Raw genomic sequence first — 16,163 nt, 5'->3', positions numbered from 1 at the left:
GTCGGGGCCGCCCGCTGCGGCGGCCCCGACGGCGTCCCCTCCCGAACCCTCCTGGAAAGCCCCCTCATGAGCACTTCACTTCCCGAGCTCGAATTGCGCCCGATGACGATGCCGTCGTCGGCCGACGCCGATGACGCCGCCGAGTTCCGCGAGATGGTCCGCGTCCGCAATCTGATCTACGCCGAGATCTCAGGCAACGACGACGAGAGCCTCACTCCCTCCGAGCTCCTCCCCGCCTACGCCCCCGATCCGTCGGAGCGGCGAGAGGTGTGGACCGTCCGCTGGCGCGACCAGGTCGTGGGACGCGTCGGGGTGGACATCCCCCTGGAGCCGGGGTCGCGGATCGCCTACTGGCTGGTGGAGATCCTGCGCTCCGTCGAGGGCCTCGGAATCGGATCGGCCGCGTACGAGCTGGTCGAGCGCACCGCACGCACCGCCGGGCGCACCGTCCTGCAGTCGTGGGCGGAGCACCCGACGGCGCCCGGACAGCAGCTCGAGCCGCCCACCGGGTTCGGCCGCATCCCGCACGACCGGATCGCTCGCTTCTTCCTGCGGCACGGGTATGCGCTCGAGCAGGTGGATCGCAAGAGCGCTCTGGACCTCACCGACCCCGCGCTCCCCGGGCGGGTCGAGCGTCTGCTGGAGGATGCCACCTCCGCGGCATCCGGGTACCGCATCGTGCAGTGGCAGCTTCCCACCCCGGCGGACTTCGTCCCGGGGTACGCATGGATGAAGTCCCGCATGAGCACGGATGCGCCGGCAGCGGGCCTCGAGTTCGACGAGGAGACCTGGGACGCCGATCGTCTGGCACGGCACGAACGCGTGTATCTCGACGCGAACCGCACGATGCTGGTGACAGCCGCGGTGCATCTGGACTCCGGAGACCCCGTGGCGTTCAACGAGCTGGTGATCGGAGAAGACCGGTCGGCCACGACTTCTCAGCAGGACACGCTCGTGCTCAAGGAGCATCGAGGCCACCGGCTCGGAATGCTCGTCAAGTGCGCGGCGCTGCGCACCTGGCGCGACATCGCCCCGCACTCGCCCCGCGTGCTGACCTTCAACGCCGAGGAGAACCGGCCGATGCTCGACATCAACGAGACCATCGGGTTCGAGCCCCTCGCCTACATCGGCGCCTGGAAGAAGGAGCTGGGGGCCGCCTCCGCCGCGCGCGGCGGCCGCTGACAGGCCGCGCAGTAGTGGCTCGAGCGGTTCGTGAACGACACCCGCACGAGCGGGCGGCCGCATCGGGGGCACGGCTCACCGGTGCGGCCGTACGCGTTCAGCGAGTGCGCGAAGTATCCGGCCTGCCCGTTCACGTTGACGTATTGCGCGTCGAAGCTCGTCCCCCCCTCGGCGAGTGCCTTCTCCAGCACGCTTCGGACCTCTGCCAGCAGACGGCCCGCGGCGCGCGCCGACAGCTCGCGCGCCGGCGTCTCCGGATGCAGCCGCGCGGCCCACAGCGCCTCGTCGGCGTAGATGTTGCCGATGCCGCTGACTGTCGTCTGGTCGAGCAGCACGCGCTTGATCCCGGAGTTCTTGCGTCGCAGCGCCTGCCGGAATGAGCGGTCGTCGAACGCAGGATCGAGCGGGTCACGGGCGATGTGCGTGACCTGCGCGGGGACCTCCGCGCGCTGGCTCCCTCGTCCGCCCGCGGCCCCGTCGACGGTCGCGACGAGCGGGTCGATCGCGAGGGAGCCGAAGGTGCGCTGGTCGGCGAAGACCACGGCGATCTCGCCATGGTCCGGATGCTGCAGATCGAGGCGGATGCGTTCGTGCCTCTCCTCGGGCGAACCCGGTGAGCGCAGCAGCAGCTGCCCGCTCATGCCGAGGTGGGCGAGGATGGCCCGCGGGCCGGCATCCGGTTCGGCCAGCGGGAGCCACAAGAACTTGCCGCGGCGCACCGCAGCCTCGATGGTGAGACCCGTCAGCGCGCTCTCGAATTGGGCGGCCGACCCGGAGTGGCGGGTGAGGGCTCGTTCGTCGCGCACGGTCACCGCGGCGATGTGCGCACCGGTGACCGCCGGGGCCAGACCGGAGCGGACGACTTCGACTTCGGGAAGCTCAGGCACGTTCGCTGAGCTCGCGCCACGCGGTGAGCGCGGCAGCCATCTCGGCCTGCTTCTTGCTGGAGCCCTCGCCGAGCCCGGCGAGCTCGCCGACCCTCACGGTCGCCGTGAAGCGCCGGTCGTGATCGGGTCCGCGGGCATCCACCGCGTACGCGGGAGCGGGGAGCCCGAGACGGGCCGCGAGTTCCTGCAGGCTCGTCTTGGGGTCCATCGCCGCGCCGTAGCGCAGCGGGTCGGCGAGCAGCGGCTCGACGAGGCGCAGCACCAGCGAGGTCGCGGCCTCGTGCCCGGCCGACAGGTAGGCCGCACCGATCACCGCTTCCATGGTGTCGGCCAGGATCGAGTCCTTGTCCCGTCCGCCCGTCAGGTCCTCGCCGCGACCGAGCCGCAGGTGCGCACCGAGATCGATCGCGCGAGCCACCTCCGCAAGGGCGACGGTGGACACCACGCTCGCCCGCCGCTTCGCGAGCTCGCCTTCGTCCAGCTCCGGGTGACCGGTGAACAGGCGGACGGTGACGGCCTGCCCGAGGATCGAGTCGCCCAGGAACTCCAGCCGCTCGTTATGGGCGATGCCGCCGTTCTCGTAAGCGAACGAACGATGCGTGAGCGCAAGCGACAGAAGCTCGGGGTCGATATCGACCCCGAGCTCGTCGAGGAGCGCAGTGCGCTCGGTAGCGTCGGTCACGCCTGTGCCGGCGACGTCAGACGTCAGCGACCTTGCGCCCCTTGTACTCCAGGAACAGTTCGGTGCCCTGAGAGTCGGTGACGACCTTGGCCTGGTGGGGGCGGCTGTAGACGACCTTGCCATTCTCGACCGTCTTGACGAGGGCGGGCGCCTCCGCCTTCCACTGCGCGCGACGCGAGCGGGTGTTCGAGCGGGAGACCTTCCGCTTGGGGGGGTTACCTGCCATGGCTCACTCTTCTCTGTACGAAACTGATCAAGGATTTTCGCGACGCGCTACGCGTCGGAGTCTGTGGTGTACTGCCGCAGTGCGGCCCATCGAGGATCGACCGATTCCTGCAGTCGTTCCTCAGGGCTTCCGGTCAGCCGCTCGCCCGTGGCCGGATCGAGGCCGGGGCAATCCGGCTGACACACCGGTTGGAACGGAAGCGAGAGGACGATCGCGTCCCGGACGGGAATCTCGAGATCCACATGGTCGTCGCGAACCTCGAAGTCCTCCGCTTCCTTCCCAGGATACGCGAAAAGCTCCTGAAACTCGACTTCGACGGGCTGCTCGATGTCGGTCAGGCACCGCCCGCAGACACCGACGTACCGCGTCGCGGCTGTCACGGAGACGAGAATCCCCTCGTGAACCGACTCCAGGCGGGCGTCGATCTCGAGCGGCTCCCCCTCCGGCACGGAGACGAGGCCCTCCCCCCATTTCGCGGGCGCGGGGAGGTCGAGAGTGAACTCGCGCATCTCGCCCGAGCGATGGACGATGTCGCGAACGGGCAGCGCGAAGGGTCCGGATCGAGTTCTCACTCGCTCGATTTTACCCGGAGCGCGCGGGAGGAGGGTCGATTACAGTTCGCGCGCACCCGTGTCGAGGAACCGCGCCACGGCCGGCGGCACGAATGGCGACACGTCGCCGCCGAGGGCCGCAACCTGTCGCACGAGAGAACTGGAAACGAGCGCGTGAGCGGGATCCGGGAGGAGGAAGACCGTCTCCACGTGGGCGAGATGACGGTTGACGATCGCCATCGGCGTCTCGTATGCGACGTCCACCTGCGAGCGGATGCCCTTCACGAGCACGCCCGCGTCGACGTCGGTGGCGTAGTCGACGAGGAGCCCCATGCTCCATGACGCCACGACGATCTCGGCGCCCTCGATCTCCCCCTCCGCGATCGACTGCTCCAGCAGCGCGAGCCGCTGGGCGATGGGGAGCATCGCCTCCTTGCCGGGGTTGTGGACGACCAGGACGTGCAGCTGGTCGTACAGCGACGCGGCTCGACGGATGACATCCAGATGACCGAGGGTCGGCGGATCGAAAGATCCCGGGACGACGGCGATCCGGTTGCTCATGTCCCCCACCCTACCGATCGTGCGTCACCCCTTCGCGAGGGCGGCCCGCTCCTCGATGCCGACTCGGCGTTCTATCGCGCCGGCGAGCCCGGTGTGGCCGGCCAGGGAGGGATCATCCGCGAGCACCTTTTCCGCCTCCGCTCGGGCACGGACGATGAGGTCGGCGTCGGCGACGACGCGCAGCAGCCGCAGCGACGAGCGCGCACCCGACTGAGCCGCCCCGAGGACGTCGCCCTCACCGCGCAGCTCCAGGTCGACCTCCGCCAGTTCGAAGCCGTCGAGCGTGCGCGCGACCGCCTCGACCCGGGCCCGCGACGAGGTCCCCGGCGTCGCCTCCGTGACGAGGAGACAGAGACCGGGAAGCCCGCCGCGGCCGACGCGCCCGCGCAGCTGATGCAACTGCGACACGCCGAAGCGGTCGGCTTCCAGGATCACCATGGCGGAGGCGTTGGGCACGTCGACGCCGACTTCGACGACGGTCGTGGCGACCAGGACGTCGACGTCGCCGCGCGCGAACGCCTGCATGACCGCGTCCTTCTCGTCGGAGGGCATCTTCCCGTGGAGGATCGCGACGCGGATGTCGGCGAACGCCGGATGCCGTGACAGGACGTCGGCGACCTGCACGACTCCCCACCGCGTGCGCGTCGGCTCGGCGGAGCCGGTGAGCTCGTCGCCACCGGTGTCGTCCTCCGCTCCGGTCTCGGCGTCGATCGCGGGGCACACGACGAACGCCTGACGGCCCTGCGCCACCTCTTCCGCGACGCGCTCCCATACGCGGGCGAACCACGCGGGGCGCTCGGCCACCGGCGCGACGAACGTCTCGATCCCCGCGCGGCCCGCGGGCATGGTGCGGATCGTGGAAACGTCGAGGTCGCCGAACACCGTCATCGCAACAGTCCGCGGAATCGGGGTCGCGGTGAGAACGAGGGTGTGCGGCGCGGTGCCCTTCGCTCGCAGGGCCTCGCGCTGATCGACGCCGAAGCGGTGCTGCTCATCGACGACCACGAGGCCGAGGTCGGCGAACGTCGTCGTCGAGCTCAGCAGCGCATGGGTTCCCACGACGATGAGCGCCTGCCCGGAGGCCACCCGCAGCGCCGCCTTCCGCCGCTCGGCGGCGGGCATCTGACCGGTGAGGAGGGTCGGCATGAGCTGCGGGGCCAGCTGCGGCCCCAGCATCCGCGCGATGGAGCGGACATGCTGCGCGGCCAGCACCTCGGTCGGCGCGATGAGAGCGGACTGGCCGCCGGACTCGGCGACCTGCAGCATCGCGCGCAGCGCCACCAGGGTCTTCCCCGAGCCGACTTCACCCTGGATGAGCCGATTCATCGGCCAGTCCGCGACAAGGTCGGCGGCGACGCGATCGCCCACCTCGACCTGGTCGGGAGTCCGCTCGAAGGGGAGAGCGGCATCGAAGCGCTCGAGCAGGCCGTCTGCCACCGCCGGGCGCCCGGTGGCCGACAGCGTCCGCACGAACTGGCGCTGCTGGAGCAGCGCCGCCTGCAGCACGAACGCCTCGTGCATCCGGAGCGTGGCGACCGCGGCGCCCACCTGATCGTCGGACTCGGGGCGGTGGATGTGCTCCAGCGCGGTGCGGGCGTCGAGGAGACCGAATCGCGTGCGAACGTCCTCCGGCAGCGGGTCGTCGATCTCGTCGAGTCCGTCGAGAGCGAGGGCGACGCTCGATTGGATGACGTGGCTCGGCAGCGAGGCCGTCGCCGGGTAGATCGGGATGGGGAGGTTCGCGTAGGCCTCCGCGTTGACGCGCGCCTCTTCCACGTCTTCGAACAGCTGGTAGTCGGGGTGGGTGAGCTGAGTGGTGTTGCGGTATTCGCCGACCTTTCCGGAGAAGATCCCCCGGCGTCCGGGGCGCAGATCCTTGATGCGCCACGACTGGTTGAAGAAGGTCAGGGACAGCCGTCCGTCGCCGTCGCTGATGAGGACCTCGAGGATCGAGCCCTTGCGGTTCTGCATGCGTCGCTCGCCGGCGCTGAGCACCTCGGCGACGATCGTGACGGGCTCGCCCAGAGGAAGAGAGGCGATCGGCGTCAGCTCGCCTCGAGACGCGTAGCGGCGCGGGTAGTGCGCGAGCAGCTCTCCCACCGTCTTCATGCCGAACGCACGCTCGAACGCGGTCGCGGTCTTGCCGCCGAGCGCCGAATCCAGACGCGACGCGAGCGTGAGGCCGGGCATCCTCCGAGTCTAGATCGCCGTGGCGACACGCCTTCGCGACCGCCTTTGTAGGGTGGGACGGTGACGCGCATCATCGCCGGGGGCGCCGGGGGCACCGTGCTCGACGTGCCCGACGCGGGGACGCGACCCACGAGTGACCGCGTGCGCGAGTCGCTGTTCGGGGCGCTCGAATCCGCCGACCTCCTCCGCGGCGCGCGGGTCGCTGACCTCTACGCGGGGTCGGGCGCACTGGGGCTGGAGGCGGCGAGCCGGGGCGCCGCGTCGGTCGACCTCGTCGAGATGTCCGCGCGGGCCGCTGCGGTGGCACGAAAGAACGCCGACCGCGTCACGCGTTCACCGCGCGTCGCCGCCCAGGTGCGGGTGCATCGCGCCGGTGTCGCACCGTTCCTGCGGACGGCCCGGGGGCCGTACGACCTCGTCCTGATCGATCCGCCCTACGACGTGCCGGACCGCGAGATCACGACCGTGCTCGCGCTCCTCGCACCGGCCCTGGACCCCGACGCGGTGGTCGTCGTCGAGCGGGCGAAGCGCTCCCCCGCCCCGCGCTGGGACGAGGCCGACATGGAGGTGCTTCGCGACCGCACCTACGGCGATACGACGATGTGGTGGGGTCAGCCCCGCGCGGCGTCCCAGTCGCGGTAGGGGTCCCACCCGGCGTGACCGTCGAAGGGCGCTCCGTCCACTGTCAGCGACCGGGCTCCCCGCGTCTGCACGGCACCGATCCGCCGACCGACGTCGGTCGATCCGGTCGGCACGGTGAACAGCAGCGCATGGTCTTCCCCGCCGGACAGCGCGGTCGCCGGATCGGGTCCGAGAAGCGCGGACGCGAGGTCGATCGTGACGCCGGAGGCCTCCGCGAGGCGCGTGGCGTCGAGCGCCAGGCCGTCCGAGACGTCCATCAGAGCCGTGGCGCCCGCGTCCGCGATCTGCGTGCCCGCCCATACCGGCGGATGCGGCGCCAGCTGCCGTGCGAGTGCGTGCGCGTCGGTCTCGGGAAGGGCGGCTCTCGCCGCGGGGGTGACGGGGACCGGCGCGCCGGCCGCATCCGTGAACCGATCGAAGAGGACGGCGAGCCCCCGCCCCGCCACGCCCAGCTCCCCGACGACACGCACCTCGTCGCCCGGCCGCGCCCCGGAGCGGAGCACCGGCGAACGTCCGCCCAGCGAACCGAGCGCCGTGACGGCGATCGTGAGCGTCTCCGATACGGTCAGGTCTCCGCCCTCCACGGCGCAGTCCGGTGCAAGCTCCGCGCACGCGGCGACGAGGCCGTCGGCGAAGCCGTCGACGAACGTGAGGAGGGTGTCCTCGGGCAGGGCGAGGGCGACCAGGAGAGCCGTCGGACGTGCCCCCATCGCGGCGACATCCGAGAGGTTCACCGCCGCCGCCTTCCAACCGAGCTCGAAGGGCGATGACCAGGCGAGGCGGAAGTCCGGCCCGTGGACGAGCGTGTCGGTCGTGGCCACCACACGTCCGTCGGGGGCGGCTAGCACGGCAGCGTCATCGCCGGGGCCGACCACTGCCGAGGTCGCCGGGAGACGGTCGAGGATGCGGCGCAGGACATCGCGCTCGGCTGTCTGTCCCACCGTGGCCTCCACGTTCCCACGCTATCGGGCGGGGGCCGGCGCACGGCGCGAGCGCCGGCGCGGGTTAGCCTGGGACGGTGATCCGATCCCGTCGCCTGCCCGTTGCCGCGGGGATCCTCCTGGTGGCGATCGGGATGGGCGGATGTGCCGGCACCGTCTCGATGAAGCCCGCCGAGAGCGCCGGCGACCCGGCGTGCGCCGACGTGTCGGTGCGTCTCCCCCAGACCGTCGCAGGTCAGGACCGCCGGTGGACCGATGCCCAGGCCACGGGCGCGTGGGGGAACCCCGCATCCGTGCTCCTGACCTGCGGGGTCGCAGTCCCCGGCCCCTCCGAGCTGCCGTGTCAGCCCGTCGAGGGCGTCGACTGGCTCGTGGACGAATCCGAGGCGGCCGACGATCGCTACACCTTCACGACGTTCGGTCGCTCCCCCGCGGTGCAGGTCTACATCGACTACGCGGTCGTCGGCAGTGCGGACGTCCTGCGGGCGCTCTCCCCGATCCTCGACCGCCAGCTGGAGGAGACCGGCGCGGTGTGCACGGCGCGGCCGGGCACCGAGGAGACCGCGGCTCCGTAGTGCCGGTCAGGCGCGCGCGAGAGCGTCGTCGATGAGTTCCGAGAGCAGCTCGGGGTAGGTCATGCCCGAGGCGATCCAGCACCGCGGGAACATCGATATCGGAGTGAAGCCGGGCATCGTGTTGACCTCGTTGACGAAGAACTCCGTCCCGGTGAAGAAGAAGTCCACGCGCGCCAGACCCTCCCCGCCCAGAGCCTCGAACGCCCGCGCGGCGATCCGCTGCATCTCCGCCAGCTCGCCCTCGCGGAGGTCCGCCGGGCACACCAGATCGATGCCGGGGGCGCCGAGGTACTTGGCCTCGAAGTCGTAGAAATCCCGGCCCGTGACCACGATCTCGCCGGCGACGCTCACCCGCGGGGGTGCGCCGTTGCGGCCGGGGAGCACGCCGCATTCCAGCTCACGGCCGAGAACCGCCTGCTCGACGAGCGCCATGGCATCCTCGGCGAACGCGATCTCCAGCGCCGGGCCGAGCTCGTCCCACGACTGCACCTTCGACACCCCTACGCTCGAGCCCGATCGGTTGGGCTTGACGAAGAGCGGGAGCCCGAGGGTCGCGATGCGCTGCTCCCACAGGTCGCGCTCGCGGGCGAGGTCGGCGCGAGTGACCGCCACCCACGGCACGACCGGCACACCCGCGGAGCGCAGCACGCTCTTGGCGACGTGCTTGTCCATCCCGAGCGCCGACATCAGCACGCCACCGCCGGCGTACGGGATGCCGAACAGCTCGAGCATCCCCTGGATGGTTCCGTCCTCGCCGAAGCGGCCGTGGAGGATGGGGAACACCGCGTCGATGTCGCCGAGCGACCGCTCTCCGTCGCCGTCGACGACGGTCAGCTCGCGCGTCGCCGCCGACTCGGGCCAGCGGATGCGGGTGCCGTTGTCGACCACTTCGGGAAGCCGGGCGGCGTCGAGGACGAACTTCTCGGGGTCGTCGTCCTCGAGGACGAAGGCCCCCTCCCGGGTGATCCCGACCGGGATCACGCGATAACGGTCACGATCGATCGCCCGAAGAACGCCGCCCGCCGTCGCGGAGCTGATCGAGTGCTCGCTGGAGCGACCGCCAAAGAGCACCACGACCGCCGGCTTGTCCATTCTGCGTCCTCTCGCCCGTGGGCTTGTCGTCGTCCGTCGTGAGGTGAGGTGCGATGTCGCGCGGATTCATCGTGCCGTCCAGCACCCGCTTGACCTGCTCGACGATCGGCATCTCCACGCCCGCGGCCTTTGCCAGCTGCAGGACGGGTGCCACCGACGCCAGCCCCTCCGCCGTCTGCTGCATCTGCTTGACGACGTCGTCCAAGCTCACGCCCTGGCCGAGGAGTCGCCCTGCGGTGTTGTTGCGGCTGAGCGGCGACTGACAGGTCGCGATCAGGTCGCCGAGCCCCGCGAGACCCTGCAGCGTCTCGGGATGCGCGCCCTGTGCGACGGCGAAGTCGGTCATCTCCACGAGGCCCCGGGTGATGATCGAGGCCTTGGTGTTCTCGCCGTAGCCGACGCCGTCGACGATGCCGATCGCGACGGCGATGAGGTTCTTCAGCACGCCGCCGAACTCCGTGCCGATGACGTCGGTGTTCACGAACGTGCGGAAGTAGCGGTTGCGCGCACGCAGCGCCACGGCTTCGGCCGTGATCTGGCTGGTCGAGGAGATGACGGCCGCCGTGGGCTGCTCGCGCGCGATCTCGAGGGCGAGGTTCGGGCCCGACGCGACGGCGATCCGGTCGGGATCGCAGTGCAGCTCCTGCTCGATCACCTGACTCATGCGAAGCCCGGTGCGTCGTTCGACGCCCTTCATCAATGACACGACCGGGGCATCGGTGCGGTCCACGAGCGGCCTCACCGCCTTGAGGTTCTCCCGCAGCGCCTGGCTGGGCACCGACAGGTAGATCTGCTCGGCACCCTCCAACGCCTCCGCGAGGTGGGGTGTCGCGGTCATCTGACGCGGCAGGTTGACACCGGGGAGGTACTGGGTGTTGCGATGGGCGCCGCGGATCTCGTCGGCGAGCTCGGGCCGCCGGCTCCACATCGTCACGAATGCGCCGCCGTCGGCGAGCACCTTGCCGAACGTCGTGCCCCAGTTTCCCGCGCCCAGCACGGCGACCCGCGGGAGGGCCGCATCCGTTCTACGGCTCAAGGCGCCCCGTCTCGTTCTGGCCGTGCGCGGACGGGTTCCAGCGCTGAGCCGGCGCGGGGATGCCGCGCAGGCGCGAGACGAGATCCGCGATGCGGTCCATCACGACGCTGGTGGCCCGCGAGAGGACGGCCGGCTCGGTCTGCGCGCCGCGGAACTCCGCGAGGTCGACAGGCTCGCCGATCACCATCCGCACCCGCCGCCGGAGCGGGAACACCCGCAGCTTGCCGTATCGGGGGAAGATCTCCTGCACTCCCCAGTGGGCGACCGGGATCACCGGAAGATCCCCGGCGAGGGCGAGACGCACCGCGCCGGTCTTGCCGCGCATCGGCCACATCTCGGGGTCGCGCGTGAGCGATCCCTCCGGGTAGACGATGATCCCGCGACCGTTCGCGGCGACGATCTCCGCCTGGCGGATGGTCTCGCGGGCTGCGCTGCTCGACGCTGATCGCGAGACCGGGATCATCTTCGCCGCGCGCATCGCCGCCCCGAGGACGGGGACGCGGAAGAGGCTCTCCTTGGCGAAGAACGTCGGGGCCCGGCCGATCCGCCAGACGGCGACGGCCACGATGAGCGGGTCGAGCTCGGAGACGTGGTTGGGGGTGAGCACGAACGCGCCGCTGCGGGGCACGTTCTCCTTGCCCTCGATCTCGATCTTCGCCAGCAGGCTGATCGCCGGGACGACGAGGCCTCCCAGCAGCCAGTAGACGCTGGGGCGACGCTTCTCCGGAGAGGCGGGCACGCCGCTCATCCGATGACGTCGAAGTCGGCGCCGAGCGCGTCCAGCTTCGCGAGGAACTTCTCGTACCCGCGGCGGATGATGCCGATGTTGCGCACGACGGACTCCCCCTCGGCGGCGAGGGCGGCGATGACGTAGCTGAAGCCGCCGCGGAGGTCGGGGACGACGACATCCGCACCGTGGAGCGGCGTCGGCCCGGTGATGACGGCCGCCTGCTCGAGCGAGCGGCGCGGGACACGCCGATCGGTGCTGTCGATCCCCTTCGGATGCACCGTGATGTCGGCACCCATCTGGTTCAGCGCCTGGGTGAACCCCAGCCGGTTCTCGTACACCGTCTCATGCACGGTGGACGTGCCGTGCGCCTGCGTGAGCGCGACGACGAGCGGCTGCTGCCAGTCGGTCATGAACCCGGGGTGCACGTCGGTCTCGACCATCACCGGCTTGATGTCGCCGCCACGGCGGAACTGGATGCCGTCCTCACGGACGTCGAACCATCCGCCGGCCTTGCGGAAGATGTTGAGGAAGGTCAGCATGTCCTGCTGCTTCGCGCCCTGGACGAAGATGTCGCCGTCGGTGGCCAGAGCAGCGGATGCCCACGACGCGGCCTCGTTGCGATCGAAGATGGCGCGGTGGTCGTAGCCGACGAGCGAGTCGACGCCCTCGATCAGGATGACGCGGTTCGGCTCATAGGAGATGATGGCGCCCATCTTCTGCAGCACCGCGATGAGATCCATGATCTCGGGCTCGATCGCGGCCCCGCGAAGCTCCGTGACGCCCTTCGCGCGCACCGCGGTCAGGAGCACCTGCTCGGTCGCGCCCACGCTCGGGTAGGGAAGCTCGATCTGCGCGCCGTGGAGGCCGTTCGGCGCCGTGATCCGGATGCCCTCGTAGCTCTTGTCGACCACCGCACCGAACGCGCGCAGCGCGTCCATGTGGAAGTTGATCGGGCGGTCGCCGATGCGGCATCCGCCGAGGTCGGGGATGAGCGCCTGACCCAGCAGGTGCAGCAGCGGGCCGCAGAACAGGATCGGGATGCGGGAGGCGCCGGCATACGCGTCGATCTCCTCGAAGTGCGCGGTGACCGCGCCGCTCGGATCGAAGTGGAGGGTCCCCTCTTCCTCGCCCTCCCACACGCGCACGCCATGCACCTCGAGGAGCGACCGCACGACCTGCACGTCGCTGATGTTGGGGACGTCGCGCAGCACCGAAGTCGTCTCGCCGAGCAGCGCCGCCACCATCGCCTTCGTGACGAGGTTCTTCGCCCCCTTGACCTCGACCGTCCCCTTCAGCGGGCGACCACCGCGGATGGCGAGAACGTCGCCGGATTCACCGGACGGTCCGGAAGCGGCAGTGCCGGTGTCGGGGACGAGTGTTCGCATACGGGGAGACCTCACTTGGGGTGGACGAGGGGCGGCGACGGCGCCCTGGTGGGGCCGCCGTGGCTTACGGAACGGGGAGCGTCCGTGGCCGCCATGCCTCGCGACGGGCCTCGAACTGCGCGATCTTGTCTTCGTTGCGCAGCGTGAGCCCGATGTCGTCGAGCCCTTCGAGAAGCCGCCATCTAGTGTAATCGTCGATCTCGAATCCGACTCGGAGGTCGCCGAGTCGCGCTTCGCGCGCCTCGAGGTCGACGGTCATCGTGACCCCCGGCTCGGCACGGACGGCCGCCCAGATGGCCCGAACGTCGTCCTCGGTGACGACGCCGGCGAGGAGACCTTGCTTGCCGGCGTTGCCGCGGAAGATGTCGGCGAACCGCGGGCTCAGAACGACTCTGAATCCGTAGTCGCGCAGGGCCCACACCGCGTGCTCCCGGCTGGAACCGGTGCCGAAGTCCGGCCCGGCGACGAGAATGGATGCCGCGGCGAACGCGGGCTGGTTGAGCACGAAGTCAGGGTCGGCGCGCCAGTTTGCGAAGAGGGCGTCTTCGAACCCCGTCTTGGTGACGCGCTTGAGGAAGACGGCCGGGATGATCTGGTCGGTGTCGACCGCCGAGCGCTCCAAGGGGGCGACGACGCCCGTGTGGGTGACGAACTTCTCCATGTCAGGCCACCGCACCCTTCGCCTGCGTCAGCGACCGATCGTCTTCGAGGTCGGCCGGGCTCGAGAGCGTGCCGCGGATCGCGGTGGCCGCAGCCACCAGCGGCGACACGAGGTGCGTGCGTCCGCCCTTTCCCTGCCGTCCCTCGAAGTTGCGGTTCGATGTCGATGCGCAGCGCTCGCCCGGGGCCAGTTGATCCGGGTTCATCCCGAGGCACATCGAGCACCCGGCGAAGCGCCACTCCGCACCGAAGTCCTCGATGATCTTGTCGAGTCCCTCGGCCTCGGCCTCCAGTCGCACCCGCGCCGAGCCGGGCACGACCATGACGCGCACCCCCTCCGCCTTGGTGCGGCCCTGAACGATGGAGGCGAAGGCGCGCAGGTCTTCGATGCGGCTGTTGGTGCACGAGCCCATGAACACGGCGTCGACGCGCACATCTTTCAGCGGGGTGCCCGGCTGCAGGTCCATGTACTCCAGCGCACGTTCAGCGGCAGCCTTCTCGTCGGGATCCGTCATCGCCGCCGGGTCGGGGACCACCTCGCCGAGGGAGACACCCTGCCCGGGGTTCGTCCCCCACGTGACGAACGGCTCCAATTCGTTCGCGTCGAGGAACACCTCGGCGTCGTAGACCGCGCCCTCGTCGCTGGGGAGCGTCCGCCAATACGCGACGGCGTCCTCCCAGTCCTGACCCTTCGGCGCGTGCGGCTTGTCCTTGACATAGGCGAATGTCGTCTCGTCCGGCGCGACCATGCCGGCCCGCGCGCCGGCCTCGATCGACATGTTGCAGATCGTCATCCGGCCTTCCATCGACAGCGCGCGGATGGCGCTGCCGCGGTACTCCAGGACGTAGCCCTGGCCGCCGTTGGTGCCGATCTTCGCGATCACCGCGAGGATGATGTCCTTCGCCGTCACGCCCGGCTTCAGTTCGCCCTCCACGGTGATCGCCATCGTCTTGAAGGGCTTGAGCGGGAGGGTCTGCGTGGCGAGGACGTGCTCGACCTCGCTCGTCCCGATGCCGAACGCCATGGCCCCGAAGGCGCCATGGGTGGAGGTGTGCGAGTCGCCGCACACCACGGTCACCCCGGGCATGGTCAGTCCGAGCTGGGGGCCGACGACGTGGACGATGCCCTGCTCGGCGTCACCCAGAGAGTGCAGCCGCATCCCGAACTCCGCGGCGTTGCGACGCAGCGTCTCGATCTGCGTGCGACTGGTGAGGTCGGCGATGGGCTTGTCGATGGCGAGGGTCGGCGTGTTGTGGTCCTCGGTGGCGATCGTGAGATCGAGCCGGCGCACCGGTCGCCCCTCGGCGCGGAGACCGTCGAAGGCCTGCGGGCTCGTGACCTCGTGCACCAGGTGCAGGTCGATGTAGATCAGGTCGGGCTCACCGTTCTCGCCCTTGACGACGAGGTGGTCGTCCCACACCTTCTCCGCGAGGGTGCGCGGGCGATCCGGGACGACGGTGTTCTCGGGGATGGGAGTGCTCAATGTTCTGCCGATCTCTTTCGTGGTGGGAATCAAGCCCGCGACGAACTCCGCGACGAGGATGGCCTGGATTACGAGGTCTCGTCGCGGCCGCTAAGGAGAAGGCGAGCGATCCGCACGCCGCCACGATACCACCGGGTGTCCCGCCGAGCGTCCCTTCGCGAGGGGTCGCGACACGCGCCATCCGTCGCGCCAGGGGTCGCGTGACGCGGGCTGCCGCACGCACCGTGCCTCGTGACGCGACCCCTCGCGGGAAGGATGGACAGGTGGGAGCCCTTCTCCACAGCGCGTTCGGCACGTGGGTTCTCCACCGAAGGATGCCTCGCGGCGGGGGGTGCAGGAGCTCTGCGCGGAGGATGACCGGCATGCCTCGCCCTCGCGCCCTTCCGCCCGCCCTGTCCGGGCGTGCTTTCACCGTCGCCGAGGCGGACGCGCACGGGATCCCGCGGGGCCGACTGCGGGCGAAGGACCTGGCGACGCCCTTCCGCGGTGTGCGCATGCCAGCGGCGGATGCAACGGACCTGCTCGCGCGCTGCCGCGCATACGTCGCCGGGGCGCCGACCCAGCAGCTGCTCTCCCATGTCACTGCCGCGCGACTGTGGGGCATCCCCCTCCCGCGGCGGCTCGAGGCTGACCACCGCCTGCACGTGCTGTACCGCGACGCCGCCCGCGCGCCGCGGGGCGACGGCGTCGTCGGCCATAAGACCGGTCGCGCAGTGGCGATCTCGATCTGCGACGGCGTGCGGTTGACGGACCCGGTCACGACGTGGCTCGCGCTGGCGCCCCTCCTCACGCTCGACGAACTCATCGTCGCCGGCGACCGCCTTGTCGGGTGGCGCAGCGAGCTGACCACGCTGGCGGAGCTGGCGGCAGCGGTGACGTCCCACAGCGGCATGCGCGGCGCGAAGCGGGCGCGCGCGGCACTGGCGGAGATCCGCCCGGGCTCACGCTCGCCACGCGAGTCGCGATGCCGGCTCGCGCTGGTGCGGGCGGGGCTCCCCGAACCTGCGCTCAACACGCCCGTGGTCGTCGGAGATCGCGTCATCCACGGCGACCTCTCCTACCCCGGACTGCGCATCCTCTTCGAGTACGACAGCGACCATCATCGTGTGGACGACCGTCAATGGGCTATCGACCTCGTGCGCTACAACGCACTCAGCGAGGAGGCGTGGATCGTCGTGCGCATCCCGAAGCACATGACGGATGCCGAGGTCGTCGAGGCGGCGCGTCGCGCCCTCCGCCGCCGTGGCCTATCGGTCTGACGTGCGCGAGGGGTCGCGATACGCGGTGCGACCGTGTCGGGATGCTGCTGGGTGTGACCCTTCGTGGGTGGTGGGGGTTC

At 70.5% G+C, this 16,163-nt stretch carries 17 protein-coding genes; 4 read left to right on the top strand and 13 right to left on the bottom strand.

Annotated elements, in window-relative coordinates; genetic code table 11:
• The first annotated feature begins 66 nt into the window (after window positions 1-66).
• The gene (locus ACTU3I_RS16745; RefSeq protein ID WP_442926861.1) at window positions 67-1,182 is read left to right on the top strand and encodes a GNAT family N-acetyltransferase; all 1,116 of its coding nucleotides are present in this window, start codon (window positions 67-69) and stop codon (window positions 1,180-1,182) included.
• On the opposite strand, the gene mutM is transcribed toward ACTU3I_RS16745, so the two are convergent.
• The 6 genes from mutM to ACTU3I_RS16715 all read right to left on the bottom strand — a co-directional run bounded on the left by mutM (window position 1,122) and on the right by ACTU3I_RS16715 (window position 6,279).
• Window positions 1,122-2,069 (bottom strand): bifunctional DNA-formamidopyrimidine glycosylase/DNA-(apurinic or apyrimidinic site) lyase, encoded by a 948-nt coding sequence (mutM, locus tag ACTU3I_RS16740; protein WP_442926860.1) that lies wholly within the window; start codon window positions 2,067-2,069, stop codon window positions 1,122-1,124. The two genes, ACTU3I_RS16745 and mutM, sit on opposite strands and share 61 nt — an antisense overlap.
• The gene (gene rnc / locus ACTU3I_RS16735) at window positions 2,062-2,751 is read right to left on the bottom strand and encodes a ribonuclease III (RefSeq protein WP_442926859.1); all 690 of its coding nucleotides are present in this window, start codon (window positions 2,749-2,751) and stop codon (window positions 2,062-2,064) included. Before rnc ends, mutM begins: the two co-directional genes overlap by 8 nt.
• A 16-nt stretch (window positions 2,752-2,767) precedes the next feature.
• Entirely contained in the window at window positions 2,768-2,977 is a 210-nt protein-coding gene (gene rpmF / locus ACTU3I_RS16730; RefSeq protein ID WP_050721097.1) for a 50S ribosomal protein L32, read from the bottom strand.
• 47 nt (window positions 2,978-3,024) lie between these two features.
• Window positions 3,025-3,486 (bottom strand): YceD family protein, encoded by a 462-nt coding sequence (locus ACTU3I_RS16725; protein ID WP_442927183.1) that lies wholly within the window; start codon window positions 3,484-3,486, stop codon window positions 3,025-3,027.
• A gap of 102 nt (window positions 3,487-3,588) precedes the next feature.
• Window positions 3,589-4,089 carry a pantetheine-phosphate adenylyltransferase gene (coaD, locus tag ACTU3I_RS16720; protein ID WP_442926858.1) on the bottom strand — a complete coding sequence of 167 codons (501 nt, stop codon included), beginning with the start codon at window positions 4,087-4,089 and terminating at the stop codon, window positions 3,589-3,591.
• A 24-nt stretch (window positions 4,090-4,113) separates the two neighbouring features.
• On the bottom strand, window positions 4,114-6,279 hold the full coding sequence (locus ACTU3I_RS16715; RefSeq protein WP_442926857.1) for an ATP-dependent DNA helicase RecG: 2,166 nt from the start codon (window positions 6,277-6,279) through the stop codon (window positions 4,114-4,116).
• A gap of 60 nt (window positions 6,280-6,339) precedes the next feature.
• Between ACTU3I_RS16715 and ACTU3I_RS16710 the strand changes: the two genes are divergently transcribed.
• Window positions 6,340-6,921 (top strand): RsmD family RNA methyltransferase, encoded by a 582-nt coding sequence (locus ACTU3I_RS16710; protein ID WP_442926856.1) that lies wholly within the window; start codon window positions 6,340-6,342, stop codon window positions 6,919-6,921.
• On the opposite strand, the gene thiL is transcribed toward ACTU3I_RS16710, so the two are convergent.
• A complete protein-coding gene (gene thiL, locus ACTU3I_RS16705; protein ID WP_442926855.1) occupies window positions 6,891-7,874 on the bottom strand; it encodes a thiamine-phosphate kinase in 984 nt (327 codons plus the stop codon). The genes ACTU3I_RS16710 and thiL overlap by 31 nt on opposite strands.
• 65 nt (window positions 7,875-7,939) lie before the next feature.
• On the opposite strand from thiL, the gene ACTU3I_RS16700 reads away from it, so the two are divergent.
• Window positions 7,940-8,437 carry a DUF3515 family protein gene (locus ACTU3I_RS16700; RefSeq protein ID WP_442926854.1) on the top strand — a complete coding sequence of 166 codons (498 nt, stop codon included), beginning with the start codon at window positions 7,940-7,942 and terminating at the stop codon, window positions 8,435-8,437.
• Between the two features lie 6 nt (window positions 8,438-8,443).
• On the opposite strand, the gene ACTU3I_RS16695 is transcribed toward ACTU3I_RS16700, so the two are convergent.
• The 6 genes from ACTU3I_RS16695 to leuC all read right to left on the bottom strand — a co-directional run bounded on the left by ACTU3I_RS16695 (window position 8,444) and on the right by leuC (window position 14,824).
• Window positions 8,444-9,529, bottom strand: coding sequence for a D-alanine--D-alanine ligase family protein (locus ACTU3I_RS16695; protein WP_442926853.1), 1,086 nt, complete (start codon window positions 9,527-9,529; stop codon window positions 8,444-8,446).
• Window positions 9,429-10,565 (bottom strand): NAD(P)H-dependent glycerol-3-phosphate dehydrogenase, encoded by a 1,137-nt coding sequence (locus ACTU3I_RS16690; RefSeq protein WP_442926852.1) that lies wholly within the window; start codon window positions 10,563-10,565, stop codon window positions 9,429-9,431. The genes ACTU3I_RS16695 and ACTU3I_RS16690 overlap by 101 nt, the downstream gene beginning before the upstream one ends.
• Entirely contained in the window at window positions 10,555-11,313 is a 759-nt protein-coding gene (locus ACTU3I_RS16685; protein ID WP_442926851.1) for a lysophospholipid acyltransferase family protein, read from the bottom strand. The genes ACTU3I_RS16690 and ACTU3I_RS16685 overlap by 11 nt, the downstream gene beginning before the upstream one ends.
• Window positions 11,310-12,680, bottom strand: a complete 1,371-nt coding sequence (gene murA / locus ACTU3I_RS16680) for a UDP-N-acetylglucosamine 1-carboxyvinyltransferase (protein ID WP_442926850.1) — start codon at window positions 12,678-12,680, stop codon at window positions 11,310-11,312. Before murA ends, ACTU3I_RS16685 begins: the two co-directional genes overlap by 4 nt.
• 64 nt (window positions 12,681-12,744) lie before the next feature.
• Window positions 12,745-13,341: a 3-isopropylmalate dehydratase small subunit gene (gene leuD, locus ACTU3I_RS16675; RefSeq protein WP_442926849.1), complete on the bottom strand. Its 597-nt coding sequence runs from the start codon at window positions 13,339-13,341 to the stop codon at window positions 12,745-12,747.
• 1 nt (window position 13,342) lies between these two features.
• Window positions 13,343-14,824 carry a 3-isopropylmalate dehydratase large subunit gene (gene leuC / locus ACTU3I_RS16670; RefSeq protein WP_442926848.1) on the bottom strand — a complete coding sequence of 494 codons (1,482 nt, stop codon included), beginning with the start codon at window positions 14,822-14,824 and terminating at the stop codon, window positions 13,343-13,345.
• 362 nt (window positions 14,825-15,186) lie between these two features.
• On the opposite strand from leuC, the gene ACTU3I_RS16665 reads away from it, so the two are divergent.
• Window positions 15,187-16,083, top strand: coding sequence for a hypothetical protein (locus tag ACTU3I_RS16665; protein WP_442926847.1), 897 nt, complete (start codon window positions 15,187-15,189; stop codon window positions 16,081-16,083).
• The last annotated feature ends 80 nt before the right edge of the window (window positions 16,084-16,163 follow it).

Origin of the sequence: Microbacterium sp. RD1 (genome assembly GCF_052220165.1) — a bacterium.
In the GTDB taxonomy this organism is placed as follows: Bacteria; Actinomycetota; Actinomycetes; order Actinomycetales; family Microbacteriaceae; genus Microbacterium.
The sequence above is the reverse complement of the archived record's forward strand: the minus strand, read 5'-3'. Positions and strand labels throughout refer to the sequence as shown.

Bases quoted from the DNA above. Each gene is read 5' to 3' on its own strand.
- ACTU3I_RS16745 (WP_442926861.1), top strand. From the start codon at position 67: ATGAGCACTTCACTTCCCGAGCTCGAATTGCGCCCGATGACGATGCCG.
- rpmF (WP_050721097.1), bottom strand. From the start codon at position 2,977: ATGGCAGGTAACCCCCCCAAGCGGAAGGTCTCCCGCTCGAACACCCGC.
- ACTU3I_RS16725 (WP_442927183.1), bottom strand. From the start codon at position 3,486: ATGCGCGAGTTCACTCTCGACCTCCCCGCGCCCGCGAAATGGGGGGAG.
- coaD (WP_442926858.1), bottom strand. From the start codon at position 4,089: ATGAGCAACCGGATCGCCGTCGTCCCGGGATCTTTCGATCCGCCGACC.
- ACTU3I_RS16715 (WP_442926857.1), bottom strand. From the start codon at position 6,279: ATGCCCGGCCTCACGCTCGCGTCGCGTCTGGATTCGGCGCTCGGCGGC.
- ACTU3I_RS16695 (WP_442926853.1), bottom strand. From the start codon at position 9,529: ATGGACAAGCCGGCGGTCGTGGTGCTCTTTGGCGGTCGCTCCAGCGAG.
- ACTU3I_RS16685 (WP_442926851.1), bottom strand. From the start codon at position 11,313: ATGAGCGGCGTGCCCGCCTCTCCGGAGAAGCGTCGCCCCAGCGTCTAC.
- murA (WP_442926850.1), bottom strand. From the start codon at position 12,680: ATGCGAACACTCGTCCCCGACACCGGCACTGCCGCTTCCGGACCGTCC.
- leuD (WP_442926849.1), bottom strand. From the start codon at position 13,341: ATGGAGAAGTTCGTCACCCACACGGGCGTCGTCGCCCCCTTGGAGCGC.
- ACTU3I_RS16665 (WP_442926847.1), top strand. From the start codon at position 15,187: ATGCCTCGCCCTCGCGCCCTTCCGCCCGCCCTGTCCGGGCGTGCTTTC.